This is a genomic window from Tistlia sp., from assembly GCF_040905785.1.
Classification (GTDB): Bacteria; Pseudomonadota; Alphaproteobacteria; order Kiloniellales; family DSM-21159; genus Tistlia.
Genome location: NZ_JBBDQW010000078.1, coordinates 15,626 through 37,027 on the forward strand (window position 1 = coordinate 15,626; position 21,402 = coordinate 37,027).

Annotated in this window: 21 protein-coding genes; 3 read left to right on the forward strand and 18 right to left on the reverse strand. The window is 71.9% G+C overall.

The window, feature by feature from the left end:
- The 8 genes from WD341_RS18510 to WD341_RS18545 form a co-directional block, all read right to left on the reverse strand.
- A complete protein-coding gene (locus WD341_RS18510) occupies nt 1-1,014 on the reverse strand; it encodes a 4-hydroxythreonine-4-phosphate dehydrogenase PdxA (RefSeq protein WP_368426971.1) in 1,014 nt (337 codons plus the stop codon).
- A 57-nt stretch (nt 1,015-1,071) separates the two neighbouring features.
- Nucleotides 1,072-2,355 carry a TRAP transporter large permease gene (locus WD341_RS18515; RefSeq protein WP_368426972.1) on the reverse strand — a complete coding sequence of 428 codons (1,284 nt, stop codon included), beginning with the start codon at nt 2,353-2,355 and terminating at the stop codon, nt 1,072-1,074.
- The gene (locus WD341_RS18520; protein ID WP_368427032.1) at nt 2,352-2,909 is read right to left on the reverse strand and encodes a TRAP transporter small permease; all 558 of its coding nucleotides are present in this window, start codon (nt 2,907-2,909) and stop codon (nt 2,352-2,354) included. The genes WD341_RS18515 and WD341_RS18520 overlap by 4 nt, the downstream gene beginning before the upstream one ends.
- A 124-nt stretch (nt 2,910-3,033) precedes the next feature.
- A complete protein-coding gene (locus tag WD341_RS18525; RefSeq protein ID WP_368426973.1) occupies nt 3,034-4,032 on the reverse strand; it encodes a TRAP transporter substrate-binding protein in 999 nt (332 codons plus the stop codon).
- A 398-nt stretch (nt 4,033-4,430) separates the two neighbouring features.
- Entirely contained in the window at nt 4,431-5,339 is a 909-nt protein-coding gene (locus tag WD341_RS18530; RefSeq protein ID WP_368426974.1) for an amidohydrolase, read from the reverse strand.
- Nucleotides 5,340-5,370: 31 nt separating this feature from the next.
- Nucleotides 5,371-6,657, reverse strand: a complete 1,287-nt coding sequence (locus WD341_RS18535) for a TRAP transporter large permease (RefSeq protein WP_368426975.1) — start codon at nt 6,655-6,657, stop codon at nt 5,371-5,373.
- Complete coding sequence (locus WD341_RS18540; RefSeq protein ID WP_368426976.1) at nt 6,654-7,136, reverse strand: TRAP transporter small permease; 483 nt, start codon at nt 7,134-7,136, stop codon at nt 6,654-6,656. Before WD341_RS18540 ends, WD341_RS18535 begins: the two co-directional genes overlap by 4 nt.
- A 33-nt stretch (nt 7,137-7,169) precedes the next feature.
- A complete protein-coding gene (locus WD341_RS18545) occupies nt 7,170-8,147 on the reverse strand; it encodes a TRAP transporter substrate-binding protein (protein WP_368426977.1) in 978 nt (325 codons plus the stop codon).
- Between the two features lie 266 nt (nt 8,148-8,413).
- Between WD341_RS18545 and WD341_RS18550 the strand changes: the two genes are divergently transcribed.
- Together WD341_RS18550 and WD341_RS18555 are read left to right on the forward strand one after the other, a co-directional pair.
- Nucleotides 8,414-9,802: a homoserine dehydrogenase gene (locus WD341_RS18550; RefSeq protein WP_368426978.1), complete on the forward strand. Its 1,389-nt coding sequence runs from the start codon at nt 8,414-8,416 to the stop codon at nt 9,800-9,802.
- Nucleotides 9,803-9,856: 54 nt separating this feature from the next.
- A complete protein-coding gene (locus WD341_RS18555) occupies nt 9,857-10,579 on the forward strand; it encodes a GntR family transcriptional regulator (RefSeq protein ID WP_368426979.1) in 723 nt (240 codons plus the stop codon).
- Between the two features lie 91 nt (nt 10,580-10,670).
- On the opposite strand, the gene WD341_RS18560 is transcribed toward WD341_RS18555, so the two are convergent.
- From WD341_RS18560 to WD341_RS18590, 7 genes are all read right to left on the reverse strand, one after another.
- The gene (locus WD341_RS18560) at nt 10,671-11,192 is read right to left on the reverse strand and encodes a gamma carbonic anhydrase family protein (RefSeq protein ID WP_368426980.1); all 522 of its coding nucleotides are present in this window, start codon (nt 11,190-11,192) and stop codon (nt 10,671-10,673) included.
- Nucleotides 11,193-11,200: 8 nt separating this feature from the next.
- Entirely contained in the window at nt 11,201-12,415 is a 1,215-nt protein-coding gene (locus tag WD341_RS18565; RefSeq protein WP_368426981.1) for a CaiB/BaiF CoA transferase family protein, read from the reverse strand.
- Between the two features lie 26 nt (nt 12,416-12,441).
- Nucleotides 12,442-13,224, reverse strand: a complete 783-nt coding sequence (locus WD341_RS18570) for an enoyl-CoA hydratase-related protein (RefSeq protein WP_368426982.1) — start codon at nt 13,222-13,224, stop codon at nt 12,442-12,444.
- On the reverse strand, nt 13,221-14,726 hold the full coding sequence (locus WD341_RS18575; RefSeq protein ID WP_368426983.1) for a tripartite tricarboxylate transporter permease: 1,506 nt from the start codon (nt 14,724-14,726) through the stop codon (nt 13,221-13,223). The genes WD341_RS18570 and WD341_RS18575 overlap by 4 nt, the downstream gene beginning before the upstream one ends.
- 4 nt (nt 14,727-14,730) lie before the next feature.
- A complete protein-coding gene (locus tag WD341_RS18580; protein WP_368426984.1) occupies nt 14,731-15,204 on the reverse strand; it encodes a tripartite tricarboxylate transporter TctB family protein in 474 nt (157 codons plus the stop codon).
- Nucleotides 15,205-15,408: 204 nt separating this feature from the next.
- Nucleotides 15,409-16,404, reverse strand: coding sequence for a tripartite tricarboxylate transporter substrate binding protein (locus WD341_RS18585; protein WP_368426985.1), 996 nt, complete (start codon nt 16,402-16,404; stop codon nt 15,409-15,411).
- Nucleotides 16,401-17,471 carry an amidohydrolase gene (locus WD341_RS18590; protein ID WP_368426986.1) on the reverse strand — a complete coding sequence of 357 codons (1,071 nt, stop codon included), beginning with the start codon at nt 17,469-17,471 and terminating at the stop codon, nt 16,401-16,403. Before WD341_RS18590 ends, WD341_RS18585 begins: the two co-directional genes overlap by 4 nt.
- 161 nt (nt 17,472-17,632) lie before the next feature.
- Between WD341_RS18590 and WD341_RS18595 the strand changes: the two genes are divergently transcribed.
- On the forward strand, nt 17,633-18,574 hold the full coding sequence (locus tag WD341_RS18595) for an NAD(P)-dependent oxidoreductase (RefSeq protein ID WP_368426987.1): 942 nt from the start codon (nt 17,633-17,635) through the stop codon (nt 18,572-18,574).
- A gap of 51 nt (nt 18,575-18,625) precedes the next feature.
- Here the strand turns inward: WD341_RS18595 and pcaF are convergent, their stop codons facing one another.
- Genes pcaF through WD341_RS18610 form a run of 3 tightly spaced genes read right to left on the reverse strand, consistent with a single transcriptional unit; the run spans nt 18,626 to nt 21,262 of the window.
- On the reverse strand, nt 18,626-19,834 hold the full coding sequence (gene pcaF / locus WD341_RS18600; RefSeq protein ID WP_368426988.1) for a 3-oxoadipyl-CoA thiolase: 1,209 nt from the start codon (nt 19,832-19,834) through the stop codon (nt 18,626-18,628).
- Nucleotides 19,827-20,555 (reverse strand): 3-oxoacid CoA-transferase subunit B, encoded by a 729-nt coding sequence (locus tag WD341_RS18605; RefSeq protein ID WP_368426989.1) that lies wholly within the window; start codon nt 20,553-20,555, stop codon nt 19,827-19,829. The genes pcaF and WD341_RS18605 overlap by 8 nt, the downstream gene beginning before the upstream one ends.
- Nucleotides 20,552-21,262, reverse strand: coding sequence for a 3-oxoacid CoA-transferase subunit A (locus WD341_RS18610; RefSeq protein WP_368426990.1), 711 nt, complete (start codon nt 21,260-21,262; stop codon nt 20,552-20,554). Before WD341_RS18610 ends, WD341_RS18605 begins: the two co-directional genes overlap by 4 nt.
- Between the last annotated feature and the right edge of the window lie 140 nt (nt 21,263-21,402).

Genomic DNA, 21,402 nt, shown 5'->3' on the forward strand with positions numbered 1-21,402 from the left:
TCAAGCGGCGGCGGTGCCGGCCCTGCGGCTCTCGGCCATGCGGCAGGCGATCGCGAAGGCGCGCCGCGTCGGCTCCAGGTTCGCCGTCCCCTGCCCGACGATGTCGTAGGCCGTGCCGTGCGCCGGGGTGCAGATCGGCACCGGCAGGCCGCCGAGCACCGTCACGCCGCGGTCGAAGCCGATCAGCTTGATCGCGATCTGGCCCTGGTCGTGATACATCGTCAGCACCGCGTCGGCCTTGCCGGCCCGGGCGCGCAGGTAGACCGTGTCGGACGGCCAGGGCCCGTCGACGGCCCAGCCCCTGGCCTTGGCCTTCTCGACCGCCGGGGCGATGACCTCGATCTCCTCGCGGCCGAAGTTGCCGCCGTCGCCGGCGTGGGGATTGAGCGCGGCGACGGCGATGCGCGGCCGCTCGAAGCCGGCCTCCTGCAGGGCCGCCACGGTCAGCTCGAGATTGCGCAGGATGGCCTCCTCGGTGATCAGGCCGGCGACCGCGCTGATCGGCACGTGCGAGGTGACGCGCGCGTTCCAGATCTCGTCGACGACGTTGAACTCGGCGTGGGCGCCCTGGTAGCCCAGGTAGCCGGCGGCGTAGCGCAGCTCGTCCTCGTGGGTGCTGCCGCCCAGGCGCAGCGCCTGCTTGTTGAAGGGCGTGAAGACGATGGCCTCGACCGCGCCGTCGCGCGCCAGGTCGAGGCCGAGTGTGAAGTTCTCCAGCGTCGCCCGGCCGCCCTCCGCCGAGGCGACGGCGGGGCGGATCGTCGCCGGGTCGGCGTTGGCCATGTCGAGCAGCACCGGACGGCCGGGCTCCGGCCGCGCCTCGGCCGCCTGCCGCACCACCGGCAGGTCGAGCGCGACGCCGCCGCGGCGCGCGCCCTCCTCCAGCATGCGGCGGTCGGCGATCACCAGGATCGCGGCCTGCCGCAGCAGGTCCGGCTCGGCCAGCAAACGCGCCGTCAGCTCCGGGCCGATGCCCGCGGGGTCGCCCATCACCAGGGCCAGTCGCACTGTCATCTCGGTCCTTCCTGCGGCGGGCGCCCCTCGAGGCGGGGGCGCCGCCGTCCTCGGTTGCTAGCGGTAGAAGACCTCGACCAGCGCCAGCGGCACCGCCGGCACGTAGGTCACGAGCAGCAGCAGGGCCAGCAGGACGCCGACGAAGTAGACGTTGATCTTGCTGACCTCCCAGACGTCGGCCTTGGCGATCGAGCAGGCGGTGATCAGCACGCTGGCGACCGGCGGCGTCTGCTGGCCGATCGCCAGGTTCAGCGTCACCACCAGGCCGAAGTGCACGGGGTCGATGCCGACGGTCTGGACGATCGGCATGACGATCGGCACGACCAGGATGATGGCCGCCGCGCCGTGCAGGAACAGCCCGAGCACCAGGAACAGCACGTTCAGCATCGCCAGCACGGCGTAGCGGTTGTCGGTCAGGGCGGTGATCGCCTGGGTCAGCTCCTGCGGCACCCGGGCCTGGGTCAGGTACTGGCCGAGCAGCGCCGAGGTCGCGACCAGCAGCATGACGACGGCGGTCTGCACCGCGCCGTCGCGCAGGCCGGCCAGCAGCTGGCGCCCGTCGAGCTCGCGGTAGACGATGCCGCCGACGAAGAGCGCCGCGAAGACCGCGAGGCCCGCCCCCTCGGTCGCGGTGACGAAGCCGCCGAAGATGCCGCCGAGGATGATGATCGGCAGCACGAAGGCCCAGGCCGCCTCCTTGAAGGTGGTCCAGACGCGGCGCAGCCGGAAGGTCTCCTCGACCGGGAAGGCGTAGCGCACGGCGAACCAGTAGGACAGGCCCATCAGCATGGCGGCGCCCAGCACGCCGGGCACGATGCCGGCGACGAAGAGCTGGACCACCGAGGTGTCGGCCATCACGGCGTAGAGGATCATCGGGATCGAGGGCGGGATGATGATCGCCAGCGAGGCCGAGGAGGAGGTCACGGCGGCGGCGAACTCCTTGGAGTAGCCGCGGCGCTTCATCGAGGGAATCAGGATCGATCCGAGCGCCGCGACGTCGGCGACCGCCGACCCGGAGATCTCGGCGAAGAACAGCGAGGTGCCGACGTTGACCATCGCCAGGCCGCCGCGCACGAAGCCGACCAGCGCCGAAGCGAAGGCGATCAGGCGGCGCGAGATCCCCGAGGTGTTCATGATCGCGCCGGCCAGCACGAACAGCGGGATCGCCAGCAGCGGGAAGCTGGTCGCGCCCTCGAACAGGATCACCGCCATGTTGAGCAGCGCCGTATCGCCGTAGCTGGACCACAGCGCGACCATGGCGACCAGGCCGAGCGCGACCGCTATCGGGACGTTGATCACGACCAGCAGGGCGAGCCCCGCGAGCATCGCGAGGGCGATCATCGGGCGCGCCCCTCGGGCGGGTGCTCGGGAGCAAGCTCCGGGGCGAGGGCCGGCCCCAGCTCGGGATCGACCGGCGGCGCACCGTGGCGCGCCTCCCGGATGCGCTCGGGCAGGGTCATGAGCTCGGCGAGCAGGAAGAGCGCGGCGCCGATCGGGATCACCGACTGGGTCACCTGCACCGGCACCCAGGGCAGCGAGACCAGGGAGTCGCCCTCCAGTATCTGCACGACCTGGAAGCCGAACCAGGCGACCGTGGCGAAGAAGAACAGCACCAGGGCCTCGGACAGCAGCACCAGCGGCAGGCGCACGGACGGCCGGGCGCCGGCGACGACGTTGGGAAAGCCGAGGTGGGCGCGCTTGAGCGCGGCCAGCGCGGCGCCGTAGTAGGTGATCCAGGCGAGCATCACCGAGGCGATCTCGTCGTACCAGCCGAAGGAGCTGCCGAGCTTGCGCGAGACGGCGGCGACGACGACGAGCAGCGCGAGGCTGGCCATCAGGGCGATGCAGACCGCGATCAGGCCGCCTTCGAGGATCCTGCGGGCGCGATCAAGCATGCTCACGGGCGGATTTTCCGGATTCTTGGCGATCAAGAAGGCGGCGGCGCGGGGAGCCCCCCCCCCCGGGGGGGGGGGCGCCGGCCGCCGCGGGCGGCGGCGACGGGCTCCCGGTGGCGCCCTGTCAGCAGCCGTCGGCCAGGGCCAGGGCCCGGTCGATCAGCTCCTGCCCGCCGGGCACTTCCTCGGCGAAGGTCTCATAGACCGGCTTGCTGCCCTCGACGAAGGCCTCGCGGTCGGCGACGTTGAACTCCATGCCGGCGTCGAGCAGCTTCTGCTTGGTCTCTTCCTCGAGCCGCGCGGCCTCCTCGTAGGTCCAGGCCTGGGTCTCCTCGGCAGCCTCCAGGATCGCCTCCTGGACCTCGGGCGGATAGGCGTTGAACTTGGCCAGGCTCGCCGTCGGGAAGCTCGGCGTGTAGACGTGGCGCGTCTCCGACAGGTACTTCTGCACCTCCTGGAACTTGCCGGCGTAGATGTTCGAATAGGGATTTTCCTGGCCGTCGATGACGCCGGTCTGCAGGCCGACGAAGACCTCGGAGAAGGCCATCGGCGTCGGGTTGGCGCCATAGGCCTCGAACATCCGCATGCGCCAGACGCCCTGGGGCGTGCGCAGCTTGACGCCCTGGAGATCGGCCGGCGTGACGATCGGGCGGACGTTGTTGGAGATGTGGCGGAAGCCGTTCTCCCAGACGCCGATCAGCTTGTAGCCCTTGGCCTCGATCATCGGCGCCAGGGTCGGCCAGACGATCTCGTCGACGATGCACTTCATGTGCTCCCGGTCCTTGACCAGGTAGGGCAGGTCGAACAGGCCGAACTCCGGCACCACCGTCGACATGATGGTCGAGGGCTGCGACATGTCCTGCGCGCCGAGGCGCAGCTTCTGCAGCATGTCCTTGTCGCTGCCGAGCTGGCTCGAGGTGTAGACCTCGACCTTCCCATAGTCGCCGATCCGCTCGTTGACGCGCTCGGCGAAGTCGACGGCGGAGTTGGACTGCTGGTTGCCCGGCGGGCTGGTCGTGCCGAACTGCAGCTCGACGCCCTGCGCGGCGACGTCTGCGGCCGACAGCCCGGCGGCGAGCAGGCCGGCGGCCACGACCGAGGCGATGGTGGTAACTCTCTTCATGGCGGGGCCTCCTCCCAAGGATGGCGCGGGACGGTTCCTCCGCCCTCGCGAGGTTCGTGCCGCTTCGGACACGGCGAGAAGTCTGCATACCATTGTCGAGAGCGTCAAAAGAAAAGGATGATGGTCATGCCCTGTGGTGCGTGCGCTCAAGCCGGATTGTATGCCAGATACGCCTCCCTCCCTCCTCGTCGCCGTCCTCTCCACCCTCATCCCCGCCCCCTTATCGTCATCCCCGCGAAAGCGGGGATCCATACGTCGGGGCCGCACGCACGGAACACAGCGGTCCGCGCGAACGGCGCCTTTCGCTGGATCCCCGCTTTCGCGGGGATGACGGCTCGGGGGAGTGGGGGTGACGGCGAAAGGACGGGCCGCCGTGGCGCCCCGACAGGCCCCGCCGCTCAGAGCTCCAGGCGGTAGAAGCGGGCGGCGTTGCGGCTGAAGAGGCCCTCGCGCTCGGCGCGGGAGAAGCCCTCGGTCATGCGCGAGACGCCCTCGACGATGGTGCCGAAGTCGGCGCGCAGGGCGCAGACCGGCAGGTTGCTGGCGAACATGCAGCGCTCGATGCCGAAGATCTCGATCGCCTCGAGCACGACCCGGCGGTTGCTCTCGTACTCCCAGGGCTGGTCCTTCAGGCCGAACTCCGAGATCTTCAGCCAGACCTGGGGCGCCTGGGCGATCACCCGCATGGCCTTGCGCCAGGCCGCCAGGCCCGCCTCGCTGCGGTCCCAGGGAAAGCCGGTGTGGTTCAGCACCATCGGCGTCTCGGGATAGAGCTCGGCGATCTCGGCGGCCTCCGGCAGGTGCCAGAAGGGCACCCGCAGGTCGTAGCTCAGGCCGTACTGCTGGAGCAGCGCGAAGCCGGCGCGCCACTTCGGGTCCTGCATGGTCCAGGGCGCGCCGCGCTCGATGCGGTCCGGGCTCGAGGCCGTCGCCGGCTTGGAGCGGATGCCGCGGGTCAGCGGCAGGGCGGCGTGGCCGGCCAGCACCTCCTCGCAGTCCTCGCGCGCCAGCCAGGCGTGGCCGACAACGGCGTTGGGCAGGCCGCTCTCGGCCGCCACCTCGTGCAGCCAGCGGGTCTCGGCGACCTGGTTGTCGCGGTCCCACTCCGCCTCGACGTGGACCGTTGCGACGACATCGTAGCCGGCCGTGGCGCGGCGGTAGTCGGCCGGCAAGAAGTTGCGCTTTAGCTCCGAGTAGTCGCCCAGGAAGAAGCCGGCCTCCGGATGGTCGGAGAGCCAGGGGTAGTAGTTCCTCTCCAGGTCCCAGAGGTGGTGGTGGGCGTCGACGATCCTGAGGCCCTCGTCCATGAGTGGTTCTCCTTTCTTGCCGGCTCCTCGCTCAGCCGCCCTTGACCAGGGCCGGCAGGGTCAGGGTCACCGCCGGCACGTAGGAGACCAGCAGCAGCACCGCGAGCAGCACCGCCAGGAACGGCAGGGAGTGCCGGATGACCTGCCCCGCCGGGACGTCGCCGAGGCTGCTGGTGATGAAGATCAGGTAGCCGACCGGCGGCGTGCAGAGCCCGATCATCAGATTGAGCACGATCATCACGCCGAACTGGATCGGATCGAGGCCCAGGCCCGGCAGCAGCGGCACCATCAGCGGCACCAGGATGATCAGCGCGGCGATCGGGTCGAGGAACATGCCGACCGCCAGGAACAGCAGGTTGAACAGCAGGATCAGCAGCCAGACCGGCGCGCCCGAGCCGGTGATGAGCGCGGCGAAGTCGCGGCTGATGCCCTGGTCGGCGATGATCCAGGCGAAGATCGAGGAGGCGCCGAGTACGACCAGGACCGAGGCGGTGCCGTGGGCGGCGCGGACCAGCGAGCCACCGATCTCGCGCGGGCCGATGCCGCGGTAGACCAGGATGCCGATCAGCAACACGTAGAGCGCCGCGATGGCGCCGGCCTCGGTCGGCGTGAAGACGCCGCCGCGGATGCCGCCGACGATGATCACCGGCGCCAGCAGCGCGAAGAAGGCGTTGCCGGTCTCGCGCAGCACCGTGCGCCCGCCGGCCCGCGGCGTGCGCGGCAGGTCGAGCTGCCCGGCGCGGATGTAGACGGCGACGCCGAGGCCGAGCGCGATCAGGATGCCCGGCACGACGCCGGCGAGGAAGATGCCGCCGACCGAGACGCCGGCGAGGACGGCGTAGATGATCATCGGGATCGAGGGCGGGATGATCGGCCCCAGGATCGAGGCCGTCTCGACCAGCGCCGCCGCGAAGCCGGCGGGGTAGCCGGCCTTGACCATCGAGCGGATCAGCACCGAGCCGACCGCGGCGGCGTCGGCGACGGCCGAGCCCGAGATGCCGGCCATGATGAAGGAGGCGACGATGCCGACCTGCGCCAGCCCGCCGCGCAGGTGGCCGACCAGGGCCTGGGCGAAACCGAGGATCCGCTGCGTCACCCCGGCCGCGACCATGAACTCGCCGGCCAGGAAGAACAGCGCGATGGCGAGCAGCGGGAAGTTGTCCATGCCCTGGATGAAGAACTGCGGCACCAGCTCCAGGGGCAGGCCGGGGCGCGTCACCAGCAGGGTGACCAGGGCCGCGGCGAGCAGCGCGAAGACCAGCGGCACGCCGGCGAAGGCCAGGGCCAGCAGGGTGCCGAGCAGCAGGGCCAGGGTCATCGCCCGGCCGGCCCCGGGCCGTCGGGGGGTCGCGAGCGCTCGAGGAAGGCGAGCAGCGTCGTCACGATCCACAGGCCGCCGCCGATCACCAGCGACCAGTAGAGGTACTGCAGGGACAGGTCGAGCGCCGTGTAGCGATCGTAGACGGTCAGCGCGATCAGCCCGAAGGCCTTCCAGATCAGCAGGCCGAGCAGGCCGACCGAGAGCAGCGCCACGGCGACCTCGAGGACCCGCCGCGCGCCGCCGCGGCCGAGCCGCTCCGGCAGGATGTCGATGCGCAGGTGGGTCGTGCGCGAGGCGCCGATCAGCACCAGCCAGACGAACAGCAGGCGCGTCAGCTCCTCGCTCCAGGGCATCGAGACGCCGAGCAGGTAGCGGGCGACGACGCGGGCGACGGTGACGGCGAGCACCGAGGCCAGCAGCAGGGCCGCGGCGGCGTCGAGCAGCCGCCGCAGCCAGAGGGTGGCGGAGGCGAGCACGGGCGGCGCGAGCTCGGGTGGCGCGCCGGCCGCTCAGTTCATCGATTCGATCGTCTCGACGATCTCCGGGCCGAACTTCTCGACGTAGCTCTGCTTGACCGGCTCGTAGACCAGGGCCTTGAAGGCCTCGCGGTCGACCTCCTCGACGACCTCGACGCCGGCCTCCTTGATGGTCGCGAGGTCGGAGTCCGCCTGCTCGCGGTTGAGGTCGCGCTGGAAGATCGCCGCCTCCTGCGCCGCCTCGACCAGGACCTGCTGCTGCTCGTCGGTCAGGTCCTGGAACTTGCGCAGGTTCATCGAGACGATCGAGACGGTGTAGGCGTGGTCGGTGAACGACAGGTGGCTCTGGACTTCCTGGAAACGGTTCGAGCGGATGATGTTCAGCGGGTTCTCCTGGCCGTCGACCGTGCCGGTCTCCAGCGCGAGGTAGACCTCGGTGAAGGCCATCGGCGTCGGGATCGCATCGAGAAGCTCGAAGGCCTGGACGTGCGCCGGGTTCGGGGTTGTGCGGATCTTCAGGCCGGCGACGTCGGCCGGCCCGCGAACGGCGCGCTTGCTGTTGGTCAACTTGCGGAAGCCGATCTCCCAGAAGGCGAGGCCCTTGAGGCCGTGCTTCTCGAGCTCGCCGAGCAGCTCGCGGCCGGTGTCGCCGTCGATCACCGCGTAGACGTGGTCGTAATCGGCGAAGAGGAACGGCAGGTCGAGCACGTTCAGCTTCGGCTCGAAGCGCGTGTAGAAGGGATTGCCGGTCTGGCCGATCTCGATGGTGCCGAGCCGCACGCCCTCCAGCACCGTCGGGTCGTTGCCCAGCTCGCCGGCCGGATGGATGGTGACCGTGACCTCGCCGCCGGTGCGCTCGGCGACGATCTCGGCGAAGCGCTCGGCGGCGGCGTGGTGGCTGTCGCTGGTCGGCTGGGTATGGGCGAAGCGCAGCACCGTCTCGGCGTGAAGCGGGGCGGCCAGCGCCGACAGCGCGAGGGCCGAGGCCGCAAGCAGAGTCATGGCCTTCATCGTCTCTATCCTCCCTGATGTGGTTTTCTTGGTTATCAAAGGACGGTGGCATACCAAAAAACGACCGTCAATCGGCCCCGGCGCAGCCCTGCCGGGCGCGGTGCAAGGGGCTGAAACCGATGCGCTTACCGAGGGAGCGGCCGCACCTGCCCCTCGGCCGCGCGGGAGAGAATTGACCCTGTCTCGATCGCTCGCATACCATCGTCGCTCGCGGCAGACGCGAACGCCAGCGGTCCCGCCTGCCCCATCGAAAGGCCCGAAAGCCCATGAATCTCGAAGCCCTGCTCGGCCGGTCCGACGGCAGAGTCTTCCGCGTCGGCCTGGTCGGGGTTGGCGAGTTCGGCCGCAGCTTCCTGTCGCAGGCGCGGCTCGTGCCGGACCTCAGCGCCCGCGTCGCCTGCGACCGCGACGTCGAGCGCGCCGCCGCGGCTTTCCGCGACGTCGGCCTCGCCGCCGAGGAAATCCGGATCTGCGACAGCCCGGCCGCCGCCGGGACCGCGCTGGAGGCGGGCCAGGCGGTGGTCGTGGCCGACGCAGAGCTGCTGGTCGGCCTGCCGCTCGACGTCGTCGTCGAGGCGACCGGCGAGCCCGGGCATGCGGCGGCCATCGCCGAGGCGGCGATCGCGGCCGGCAAGCACGTGGTCATGGTGACCAAGGAGGCCGAGAGCGTGGTCGGCCCGCTGCTCGCCCACAAGGCCCGGCAGGCCGGCGTCGTCCACACGCCGGTCGACGGCGACCAGCCGAGCCTGCTGATCGGCTTGGTCGCCTGGTCGCGCCTGCTCGGCCTCGAGATCGTCGCCGCCGGCAAGGCCAGCGAATACGACTTCGTCTACGATCCCGCGGCCGGCAGCGTGACCGCCCAGGGCCGCACCGTGGCCCTGCCCGGCTTCGGCGCCCACTGGTCCTGCGCGCCCTCGGAGCTGCGCGAGGCGGTTGCGGCGCGCGCGGGCCTGCTGGCCGGCTTCGCGCACCGCACGGTGCCGGATCTCTGCGAGATGACCATCGTCTGCAACGCCACCGGCCTCGGCGTCGACCGGCCGGCGCTGCACGCCCCGATCGCCCGCACCCTGGAGCTGCCCGACCTGTTCGGCGCCGAGGCGGGGGGCGGCCTGCTGTCCCGCGAGGGCGTGGTCGACATCTTCAACTGCCTGCGCCGGCCCGACGAGCTGTCCTTCGCCGGCGGCGTCTTCGTGGTCGCGCGCACGCCCGATCCCGTGACCGGCCGGCTGTTCAAGGACAAGGGCATCCCGGTCAGCGGCGACGACGGCCGCGTGCTGATCCACAACCCGGTGCACCTGCTCGGCGCCGAGGCGCCGATGTCGGTGCTCTCGGCCTGCCGGGCCGGCCGCTCGACGGCCGGCGAGGACGTGCGGCCGCGCGTCGACCTGACTGCCGTCGCCGACCGGGCGATCGCAGCGGGCACGCGCTTCGAGATCGGCCACCGCCACGAGATCGGCGGCCTGCGGCCGGCGATGCTGCCGGCGGCACCGCTCGGCGCGGCGACGCCGCTGCCCTACTACCTGCTGGCCGGCGCCGTCGCCCGCGTCGAGATCGCCGAGGGCGCGGCGGTGACAGCCGGCATGGTCGAGATTCCGGAGGATTCGGTCCTGCACCGCCTGCGCCGGGAGCAGGACGCGCTGTTCTTCGGAGGCTGAGGCCCGGCTTCCGCGACGCCGCCGTTACATGCTATGGAGCAGGCGGAGATCATCATGGCCGACAAGGTAAGCGTTCTTCCGGGCCGCGCCTCGCCCCCTTCCCTCGCCAGGTCGCCCGGCTCCAAGGGCGCGAGGGTCGCCGAGCGCATCCGCGAGATGATCATCCAGGACGAGCTGCCGCCGGGGGCGCCGATCCGCGAGCGCACCCTCTCCGAGCGGCTCAGCGTCTCGCGCACGCCGCTGCGCGAGGCCCTGAAGATCCTCTCCGTCGAGGGGCTGGTCGAGCTGCACCCGAACCGCGGCGCGCTGGTCGCCGCGCCCAGCGCCACCGAGATCCGCGAGCTGCTGCAGCTGCTGGGCGTGCTCGAGGCCTTCGCCGCCGAGCTCGCCTGCCGCTCGATCAGCGAGGCGGAGCTCGCGGAGCTGCGCGCCCTGCACTTCGAGATGCTCGCCGCCTATACCCGCGGCGACCGGCTCGGCTACTTCAAGCGCAACCAGGACATCCACCTGGCGCTGGTGCGCGCCTCGGGCAACCAGGCGCTGATCGCACACCACCGGGTGCTCAACGCCCGCGTCTACCGCGCCCGCTACATCTGCAATCTCAAGACCCAGCGCTGGGAAAGCGCGATCAAGGAGCACGAGCAGATCCTCGATGCGCTGGTCGCCCGCGACGCCGAGGGCCTAGCCGAGATCCTGCGCCGGCACGTGCTCCAGGCCTGGGACAAGATGCAGGAGATCCTGGCCGAGGCCGCCCGCCCCGAGGCCGCCGCCTCCTGAGCCCGGCGAGCCGGCACTGCCACGCCACTCGAGGAAGCGGCACCTCCTCTTCGCTTCGTCCCGAGACTGTCGAGGGGCGTGGGACGACCTCTCAGTCCAGGGCGACCAGGCGGGTGCGGTAGAGGCGGCACTTGTCGGCATAAGAAACAGCCGACTCGCGCAGGCGCTCGCGGTGCACCTCGGAGAGCGTCTTCACGACCTTGCCCGGCGAGCCGAGGACCAGGGAGTTGTCGGGGATCTCGCTGCCCTCCGTGACCAGGCTGTTGGAGCCGATCAGGCAGTTCCGGCCGATCCGGGCGTGGTTCAGCACGACGCTGCCGATGCCGATCAGCGAGCCCTCGCCGACCGTGCAGCCGTGCAGCATGACCAGGTGGCCGACGGTCACGCCCGGGCCGACGACCAGCGGCACGCCGGGGTCGGTGTGCAGCACCGAGCCGTCCTGGATGTTCGAGCCCTCGCCGATCTCGATCAGGTCGTTGTCGCCGCGCAGGGTCGCGCCCCACCAGACGCTCGCCTGGCGGCGCAGCACGACCCGGCCGATCACCGTGGCGTTGGGCGCGACCCAGGCCTCCTCGTCGACCTCGGGCCGAACGCCGTCCAGTTCGTACAGCATGGCTGCTCCTACTCCTGCGTGGCGCCGCCAGCCTCGCCGATCGCGCCCGCCTGCGCCAGGGCGTCGATCTCGGCCTCGGCGTAGCCGTGCTCCAGCAGCACGGCGCGGGTGTCCTGGCCGAGCAGCGGCGCGCCCCAGCGCGGGCCGCCGGGCGTGTCGGAGAACTTGATCGGCAGGCCCAGGGTCTTGACCGGCCCCAGGGTCGAGTGCTCGACCTCGACGACCATGTCGCGGGCCAGGATCTGCGGGTCGCGGTGCATCTCGGCGATGTCGTAGACGGGCCCGGCCGGCACCCCGGCGGCCTCCAGGGCGGCCAGCCAGTCCTCGGCGCTGCGCTTGCGGAACTGCTCGTTGAGCGCCGCCTCCAGCTCGCCCAGGTGGGCCATGCGCTGGGCGTTGGTCTCGAAGCGCGGGTCGGCGGCCAGCTCCGGCACGCCGAGCAGCTCGACCAGCCGGCGCCAGTTGGTCTCGTTGGCGCCGCCGACGACGATCCAGCCGTCCGAGGCCTCGAAGGCCTGGTAGGGCGCGTTCAGCGGGTGCGCCGAGCCCATCGGCCCCGGCGCCTCGCCGGTCGCCAGGGTGATGGCCGACTGCCAGTAGGTCTGGATCGCGCCGGCCTCGAGCAGGGAGGTGTCGACCATCTGGCCCTTGCCGGTCTGCTCGCGGCTGCGCAGCGCCGCCAGGATGCCGATCGTCGCCAGCAGGCCGGCGGTGATGTCGGTCAGGGGCGCGCCGCACTTGACCGGCGGCTCGCCCTTGCGGGTGCCGGTGATCGACATGATGCCGCTCATCGCCTGGGTCACCAGGTCGAAGCCGCCGCGGTCCTTGTAGGGCCCGGTGCGGCCGAAGCCCGAGATCGCGCAGTAGATCAGGCCCGGATTCTCGGCGCGCAGGCTCTCGTAGTCGAAGCCGAGCTTCGGCAGGGTCTGGCGCCGGTAGTTCTCGACCAGCACGTCGGCGTCCTTCAGCAGGCGGCGCAGCACCTGCTTGCCGCCCTCGGTGCGCAGGTCGAGGGCGATGCCGCGCTTGCTGCGGTTCATCATCAGGAAGGCCGCCGATTGGTCGCCGATCGCCGGCGGGATCGAGCGCCGGGTGTCGTCGCCACCGGCCAGCTTCTCGACCTTGATGACGTCGGCGCCCATGTCGGCGAGCATCAGGGTGCAGGTCGGCCCTGCCATGATGTGGGTCATGTCGACGACCTTGAGTCCGGCCAGTGCAGTCATGGGCAGCGGGATCCTTATTCCTGAGATTACCGGCCGACGAAGGTCGGCTTCTGCTTCGCGAGGAAGGCGCGGTAGCCGATGCGGAAGTCCTCGCTGTCGAAGCAGGCGAAGCTCTCGTCGCGCTCCTCGGCGGTCAGCGGACGCGGGTCGAGCAGGCGGTTGGCGAACTTCTTGTGCCAGCGCGCGACCAGCGGCGCACCCTCGGCGATCAGGTGCGCGCGCTCGAGGACTTGGTCCTCGTAGTCGGCGAGCGGCGCCAGGTGGTTGATCAGGCCCATACGCAGCGCCTCCTCGGCGCCGAACAGGTCGCCCTCGAGCAGGATGCGCAGGGCGTTGGCCTTGCCGACCGCCTCGAGCAGCCCCTCCATCTCCTCGTAGGCGACGACCAGGCCCAGGCGCTTGACCGGAATGCCGAAGCGCGCGTCCTCGGCGGCGAGGCGCAGGTCGGCGCAAAGCGCCAGCTCCAGGCCGCCGCCGACGCAGAGGCCGCGGATCGCCGCCAGCACCGGGTGCCGGCACTGCTTGACGGCGGCGAGCGCGCCGTGGGTGCGCTCGGCGAAGCGGCGGGCGCGCGCCGAGTCGCCGCGGTTCTCCTCGAACTCCGAGATGTCGGCGCCGGCGCCGAAGGCCTTGTCGCCGGCGCCGGTCAGGATCACGCAGCGCAGCGTCTCGTCGGCGTCGAGGTCGCGCATCAGCGCGCCCAGGCTGTCCCACATGGCGTTGTCGAGCGCGTTGCGGCGCTCCTGGTGGTCGATCACCACCCGCACGATGCCCTCGCCGAGCGGCTCGGCCCGGATCTGTCCCGTCATTCCGCTTTCCTTCCCTGTCCGGCGGCCAGCGCCCGGTAGCCGCGCAGCAGCAGCGGCGAGGCCCAGACCAGCAGCGTCACCGTGCCCAGCGCCGCCGCCACCGGGCGGTCGAAGAAGGCCAGCAGGTCGCCCTGGGCCTTCAGCATCGAGGTCATGAAGTTCTGCTCCAGCACGCCGCCGAGCACGATGCCCAGGATCGCCGGCGCCACCGGCAGGCCGTTCTCCTCCATCAGGTAGCCGAGCAGCCCGAGCGCCAGCATGACCTGAACGCCGAGCAGGCTGTTGGTGATCGCGAAGGCGCCGACGATGCAGAAGCCCAGGATCAGCGGCATCAGCAGGCTGCGCGGCACGCGCACCACGTGCTTGGCCGCCTTCACCGCCGCCCAGCCGAGCGGCACGATCAGCAGGTTGGCGACGAAGAAGGAGATGAAGACGGCATAGAGCAGGGTCGGCGAGTTGATGAAGACCGCCGGGCCCGGCTGCATGCCCTTGAGGATCAGCACGCCGATGGCGATCGCGGTGATGGTGTCGCCGGGGATGCCGAAGACCAGCGCCGGCACCCAGGCGCCGCTGAGCGAGCCGTTGTTGGCCGCGCCCGCGTCGCAGATGCCCTCGACGTGGCCGGTGCCGAAGCGCTCCGGCGTGCGCGAGAAGCGCCGGCTGACGGCGTAGGCGACCCAGGCCGCGATGTCGGCGCCGGCGCCCGGCAGCGCGCCGATCAGGGTGCCGATCAGGCCGCCGCGCAGGATGTTCCAGCGGTAGGGCCGCAGCGCCTTGCCGAGGCCGCTGAACAGGCCGCCGACCGCCTGCTGCTCCAAGTGCGGCACCGGCGCCAGGGCGACGGCGTGGCGGAACACCTCGGCGATGGCGAACATGCCGATCATCGCCGGGATCAGCGGCACGCCGCCCATCAGGTCGGTGGTGCCGAAGGTGAAGCGCGGGAAGCCCGAGGTGACGTCGAGGCCGACGGTCGCGATCAGCAGGCCGATGAACAGCGAGGCCGCGCCCTTGACGGTCGAGCCGGGCGAGACGAAGGCGGCGCAGGTCAGGCCGAGACAGGTCAGCCAGAAGTACTCGAAGTCCGAGAAGTTGAGGGCGAAGCGCGCCAGGGTCGGCGCGGCCAGGACTAGAACGACCGAGCCGAGCAGCCCGCCGAGGCTGGCGCAGACGATGCTGGTGCCGAGCGCCAATTCGGCACGGCCCTGGCGCACCAGGGTGTGGGCGTCGAGGGTGTAGGCCGCCGAGGCCGGCGTGCCGGGCATGCGCAGCAGGGCGCCCGGGATGTCGCCGGCGACGACCGCGACGGCCGAGAGCGTGACGATGGCGGCGATCGCCGGCACCGGGTCCATGAAGAAGGTGATCGGCACCAGCAGGGCCGCGCCCATGGTCGCGGTCAGGCCGGGGATCGAGCCGATCAGGATGCCGAGGCAGCCGGCGCCCAGGATGACCGCGAGGACGTAGGGCTCGAGGATGAGCGCGAAGGCGCCGAGGATCTCCATCATCGCGCTACCAGAGCAGCCGCTCGAGCGGCCCGACCGGCAGCGGCACGCGCAGCAGCAGGCTGAAGCCGACGAAGATGCCGACCGCGCCTCCGGCCGCCGTCGCCACGGCCGGCAGCAGGCGGGCGCGGAACCACAGCATGCCGGCCAGCAGCACCAGGAACATCGTCGGCACGAAGCCGAGCGGCCGCGAGAGGTAGAGGTAGAAGAGGATCAGGCCGATCACGACCGGGATGCCGGCGACGTGGTAGAGCGAGCGCCCCCAGTCCGGCACCACCCACCAGGGCGTGGGGTCGCCGGCGAGCAGCTTGCGGGCGACCAGCAGCAGGCCGCAGCCGACCAGCCCGAGGCCGATGATCGTCGGGAAGAGCGCCGGGCCGAAGATCATGCCCGGGCGCGAGGGAAAGCCGCCGGCCTGCCAGACCACGACGCCGCCGAGCGCGGCCAGCACCAGGCCGAGCACCGTGTCGTTGAAGCGCATCGCGGCTCTCCTCCGCTACCGTTGCGGCCGCGCCGCCGCACCGCAGGCGCTGCCACATGGTTCGACAACAGGCTCACCATGAAGCGGCGAGGGTGCCCCCTTGCGCATCAGGTCCCGCTTCGGCGTCAGGTCCCGCATCGGCATCGTCTCCCGCTTCATGGTGAGCCTGTCGAACCAGGAAGCGGGAGACGCCGGACCCCTGCTCTACTTCGCCAGGCCGAGCTCCTCGATCAGGCCCGAGAGCTGCTCGGCCTGCCCTGCCATGAAGGCCTGGAACTCTTCCGGGCTCTCGCCGACGGCGACGTAGCCGCGCTCCTCCATGAAGGCCTGGAAGGCGTCGCTGTCGTAGACCTTGGCGGCGGCGGCCTCGAGCGTCTCGACGGCCTCCTCGGGCATGCCCTTCGGCCCGACCAGGCCGAACCAGGTCGACATGCTCCAGTCGGCGCCGGTCGCCTCTTCCAGCGTCGGCACGTCGGGGAAGGCGGCCTGGCGCTCGTCGTTCATGACGGCGAGCGCGCGGATCTCGCCGGCTTCCAGCAGCGAGCGCGATTCGACGACCGAGGCGGTGACCATCTCCAGGCCGCCGGCGACCAGGTCCTGCAGGGCCGGCGCGCCGCCCTGGCTGGGGATCCAGAGGATCTGGTCGGGCGGCAGGCCCTCCTTCTGCATCCAGCCGGTCGCGGCGAAGTGCCAGGCGCAGCCGATGCCGCAGCCCGACGACTTGAAGGTGCCCTTCGGCTGCTCCTTGATCGCCGCCAGCAGCTCCTCGGCGCTCTGGTAGGGCGAGTCGGCCTTGACCGTCAGGCCGGCGGGGATCGCCGCCAGGCGGATGATCGGCGTGTAGGAGTCGGGCCCGATGTCGGCCAGGCCCATGGATTGGTAGACGGTGACCTCCATGGTCGCGACGCCGACCGTGTAGCCGTCGGGCTCGGCGTTGGCCATGGCGACGTGGCCGACGACGCCGCCGCCGCCGGTCTGGTTGACGACGTTGACCGGCTGGCCGAGCTCCTGCTCCAGCAGGGCGGCGAACTGGCGCGCCACGATGTCGGTGCCGCCGCCGGCGCCCCAGGCGACCAGCAGGGTGACCGGCCGCTCGGGGTACTCGGCGCGCGCCTCGCCCGCGGCGCCCAGCGCGATGCCGCCCGCCAGCAGCGCCGTCGCCGCTCCGGCCAGCAAGCTCCTGAAACCTGTCGTCCTCATCGCTTCCTCCCGCTTGTTCCGGTTTCTGTTCGACCGGCATCGCCGGCCGCCGCCGACGCTGCTCCCCGCCACCCCGGGGCGGCCTTCGCCGCCTCGATGCGGTAGAGGCGCAGCGCGTTGTCGCAGAACAGCTTGCGCCGTTCCGCCTCGTCGAAGTCGCGGACGATCGCCTTGAAGCCCTCGAAGATCGTGTCGAAGTCGGCGACCAGGCTGTCGACCGGGAAATTGCTGGCGAAAAGGCAGCGCTCGACGCCGAAGGTCTCGATGGCGTCGAGCACGATTCCGCGGTTGGCCTCGACCGTCCAGGGCCGGCCCGGCTGGCCCAGCCCGGAGATCTTGAGCGCGACGTTGGGGCAGCGCGCCAGGCCCTCGAGCGCCTGGCGCCAGCCGGCCAGGCCCTCGGGGCTGCGGTCGGCCGGCAGGCCGGTGTGGTTGAGCAGGATCTGCGTCTCGGGGAAGGCCTCCGCCAGCGCGGCCGCCTCGCCCAGGTGCCACCAGGGCGTCTGCAGGTCGAAGGACAGGCCGTGCCGCCGCAGCAGCGCGTAGCCGCGCCGCCAGGCGGGATCGCCCATCGAGCCCGGCGCCCCCGGCTCGACCTCCTGCGGCCGCGGCGCCGCCCGCGGCTTGTGGCGGATGCCGCGCACCCGCGGGAAGGCGGCCTGGGCGGCCAGCAGCTCCTCGACATCCGCGCGGTCCAGCCAGGCCTGCGCCACGACCGCCTGGCAGAGGCCGGCGCGCTCGCCCGTCTCGCCGATCCAGCGGGTTTCGCGCAGCGGGTCGGCGGGGTCGGTCTCGGCCTCGACGTAGACGCTGGCGACGATGCGCTGGCGGGCGCTGTCGCGGCGGTAGTCCTCGGGCAGGTAGTTGCGCCGGATCGCGGAATAGTCGCCGTAGCGAAAGTCGATCGGCGGCTCGTCGCTCAGCCAGGGATGGCGGTTGGCGCCCAGGTCCCAGAGGTGGTGGTGGGCGTCGACGATCGGCAGGCCGTCACCGATCGGCAGGTCGTCGGCGAACCGAAGGTCGGCGGCGACCGCCGGGTCGCCCGGATGCTCCGCGCGTTCCGCCAAATTCGGCACCGCCTCGCTTGCGGCGGCCTCCCCTGGGTGGCTTCTGTTTCGTTGGAGCAACTATTGTATACCATTTTCGCCCCTGTCAACGCCGGCGCCCGCCGCCCCCGCCTGTCCGCTGATGACGGTCCTTTCCGGCCGATGCTAGGCTGCCCCGCCATTTGCGGCATCGGCATGCAGGCAACAGGAGACGAAGGATGGCGAACGGCGACCGGGCGGAGCGTCCCGCCCTCGGGTTCATCGGCCTCGGGCTGATGGGCCAGCCCATGGTGCTGCGCCTGCTGGCGGCGGGCTTCGAGGTGACGGTCTGGAACCGCGAACCCGAGCGCCTGGCGCCGGCGCTGGCCGCCGGCGCGCGCGAGGCAGCCGACCCCCGGGCCGTGGCCGAGGCCGCCGAGGTCGTGCTGCTCTGCGTGCTCGACACCGACGCCGTCGAGCAGGTCATCTTCGGCGAGGCCGGCGTGGCGCGCGCCGCCGAGCCCCCGCGCCTGCTGATCGACCACTCGACCGCCTTCGCCGACCGCACGCAGGCGATGGCCGGGCGCCTGAAGGCCGAGACCGGCGCCGAGTGGGTCGACGCGCCGCTCTCCGGCGGGCCGCCGGCCGCCGAGGCCGGGCAGCTGACCGCCATGCTCGGCGGCAGCGAGGCGGCGGTCGAGGCGGCGCAGCCGATTCTCGCCGCCTACGCCGCGCGGGCGACCCGCATGGGCGAGGCCGGCGCCGGCCAGGCCACCAAGATGGTCAACCAGGTCATCGTCGGGAACCTCTTCGCCGTGCTGGCCGAGGCCGCCAAGCTCGCCGAGAACGCCGGCATCGAGGCCGCGCGCATCCCCGAGGCCCTGGCCGGCGGCTACGCCGACGGCAACCTGCTGCAGAAGGTCTACCCGCGCCTGCAGCGCCGCGAGTTCGCCCCGCCCGCCGGCTTCGCCCGCCAGATGCTCAAGGACCTCGACATGGTCCACGACCTCTCGAAGGCGACGAAGACCCCGACGCCGATGACCGCCCTGGCCGCCAGCCTCTACCGCCAGCTCATCGGCCGCGGCTACGGGCACCTGGATACCTGCGCCGTGGTGGGGATCTATGACGAGACGATCGAGGGATAGGGCGTAGCGGACCGGAGCGTCACGGGTCGCCGTCCTACGGCACAGCCCCCCCTACACCCGCTCCAGCACCATCGCGATCCCCTGCCCCACGCCGATGCACATGGTGCAGAGCGCATAGCGCCCCCCGCTCCGCTGCAGCTCGGCGGTGGCGGTCAGGACCAGGCGGGCGCCGCTCATGCCCAGCGGATGGCCGAGGGCGATGGCGCCGCCGTTGGGGTTCGCGTGCTCGGCCTCGTCGGGCAGGCCGAGGTCGCGCAGCACGGCCAGGGCCTGCGCCGCGAAGGCCTCGTTGAGCTCGATCACGTCCATTTGGTCCAGGCTCAGGCCGGCCAGCGCCAGCGCCTTGCGGCTGGCCGGCGCCGGGCCCATGCCCATGATCCGCGGCGGCACGCCGGCGGTCGCCATGGCGAGGATGCGCGCGCGCGGCGTCAGGCCCTGGCGCGCGGCCTCGGCTTCCGAGGCGACCAGCAGGGCGGCGGCGCCGTCGTTGACGCCCGAGGCGTTGCCGGCGGTCACCGTGCCGCCCTCGCGCCGGAAGGGCGTCGGCAGCTTGGCCAGCTGCTCCAGGGTCGTCTCGGGGCGCGGGTGCTCGTCGGTGTCGACGAGGAGCGGCTCGCCCTTGCGCCGCGGGACGGCGACGGGCGCGATCTCCTCGGCGAAGCGGCCGTTCGCCATCGCCGCGCCGGCGCGCTGCTGACTGCGCCAGGCGAAGGCGTCCTGGTCGGCGCGGCCGATGCCGAACTCCTCGGCGACGTTCTCGCCGGTCTCGGGCATGGCGTCGGTGCCGAAGGCCTGCTTCATCTTCGGGTTGACGAAGCGCCAGCCGATCGTCGTGTCGTGGATCTCGGCGGTGCGCGAGAAGGCGGTCTCGGCCTTGGGCAGGACGAAGGGCGCGCGCGACATCGACTCGACGCCGCCGGCCAGCCAGAAGCCGCCCTCGCCGGCGCGGATCGCGCGCGCCGCCGTGCCGACCGCGTCCATGCCCGAGCCGCAGAGGCGGTTGACCGTGCTGCCCGGCACGCTGCCCGGCAGGCCGGCGAGCAGCAGGGCCATGCGCGCGACGTTGCGGTTGTCCTCGCCGGCCTGGTTGGCGCAACCGAGGACCACGTCGTCGAGCCGCTCCCAGTCGACGCTGGGGTTGCGCGCCATCAGCGCCTGGATCGGCACGACCGCCAGGTCGTCGGGGCGCACGGCGGCGAGCGCGCCGCCGAAGCGGCCGATCGGCGTGCGCTGGGCGTCGCAGACGAAGGCGTCAGGCATCGTGGGTCTCCGGGACTATCGCCTGTTCGGCGGGGGCCGCGACCTCCTTGAGGTCGTCGGCGACGGCGAGCGGCGCGGCGGTCGCGGCGCGGACCTGCTCGAGCGGGACGCCGGGGGCGATCTCGCGCAGCAGGAAGCCCTGCGGCGTCACGTCGATCACGCCGAAGGAGGTGAAGACGCGCCTGACCACGCCGGGCGCGGTCAGGGGATAGCTGCAGCGCTCCATCAGCTTGGGCTCGCCCTCGCGGGTCGTGTGCTCGGTGATGACCAGGACGTGGCGCACGCCGGCGACCAGGTCCATGGCGCCGCCGACCGCGGGAATGGCGCCCTCGGCCCCGGTCGACCAGTTGGCGATGTCGCCGTTGGCGGCGACCTGCATGGCGCCGAGGATGCAGTAGTCGATGTGGCCGCCGCGGATCATCGCGAAGGAGTCGGCGTGGTGGAACAGGCTGGCGCCGGGCAGCAGGGTCACCGGCTTCTTGCCGGCGTTGATCAGGTCCGGGTCCTCCTCGCCGGGCCGCGCCGGGCCGAAGCCGAGGATGCCGTTCTCGGTGTGGTAGACGACCTCGCGGCCGGCCGGCACGTGGGCGGCGACCAGCTCGGGGATGCCGATGCCGAGGTTGACGTAGGCGCCGTCGGGGATGTCCTGGGCGGCGCGCCAGGCCATCTGGACCCGGCTCAGGCCCTTGCGGTTGGGACGGTCGTCGGTCGTGGCTGTCATGGGTAGCTGGCTCCCTGGGCGACGAGCTCGGATTCGGCGGCCGGCGCGGCGACCTCGACCAGGCGGTCGACGAAGATGCCGGGCGTGACCACGACCTCGGGGTCGATCCCGCCGGCCGGCAGGATCCGCCGGACCTGGACGACGCTGGTCGCCGCGGCCATGCACATGATCGGCCCGAAGTTGCGGCCGGCCTTGTTGAAGGTCAGGTTGCCGAAGCGGTCGCCGGCCTCGGCGCGGACCAGCGCGACGTCGCCGCGGATCGCCCGCTCCATGACGTAGCTGCGGCCCTCGAACTCGCGCTGCTCCTTGCCCTCGGCCAGCACGGTACCGGCCGCGGTCGGCGTGAAGAAGGCCGGCACCCCCGCGCCGCCGGCGCGGATCCGCTCGGCCAGCGTGCCCTGGGGCACCAGCTCCAGCTCGATCTCGCCGCGGCGGTAGAGGTCGGGAAAGACCTTCGAGTGGGAGGAGCGCGGGTAGGAGCAGACCATCTTGCGCACCCGCCCGGCCTGGATCAGCGCGGCCAGGCCGACGTGGCCGTTGCCGGTGTTGTTGCTGACCACGGTCAGCTCGCGCGCGCCCTGGTCGATCAGGCCGTGGATCAGCTCGATCGGGCTGCCCGATTCGCCGAAGCCGCCGACCAGCACCACGGCGCCGTCGGCGACGTCGGCCAGCGCCGCGGCGACGTCCGGCAGGGTCTTGTCGATCATCGGGGCTCCTCGCTGCGTCTGTTGTCGCGGTCCTTCCTACACGCTGACGGCGCCGCGCTCCACTGCGCGTCTGCGTGTCTGCGCTTCCACGCTTGCATGGTTCGACAGGCTCACCATGAAGCGACGGCAGGGGTGGGTGC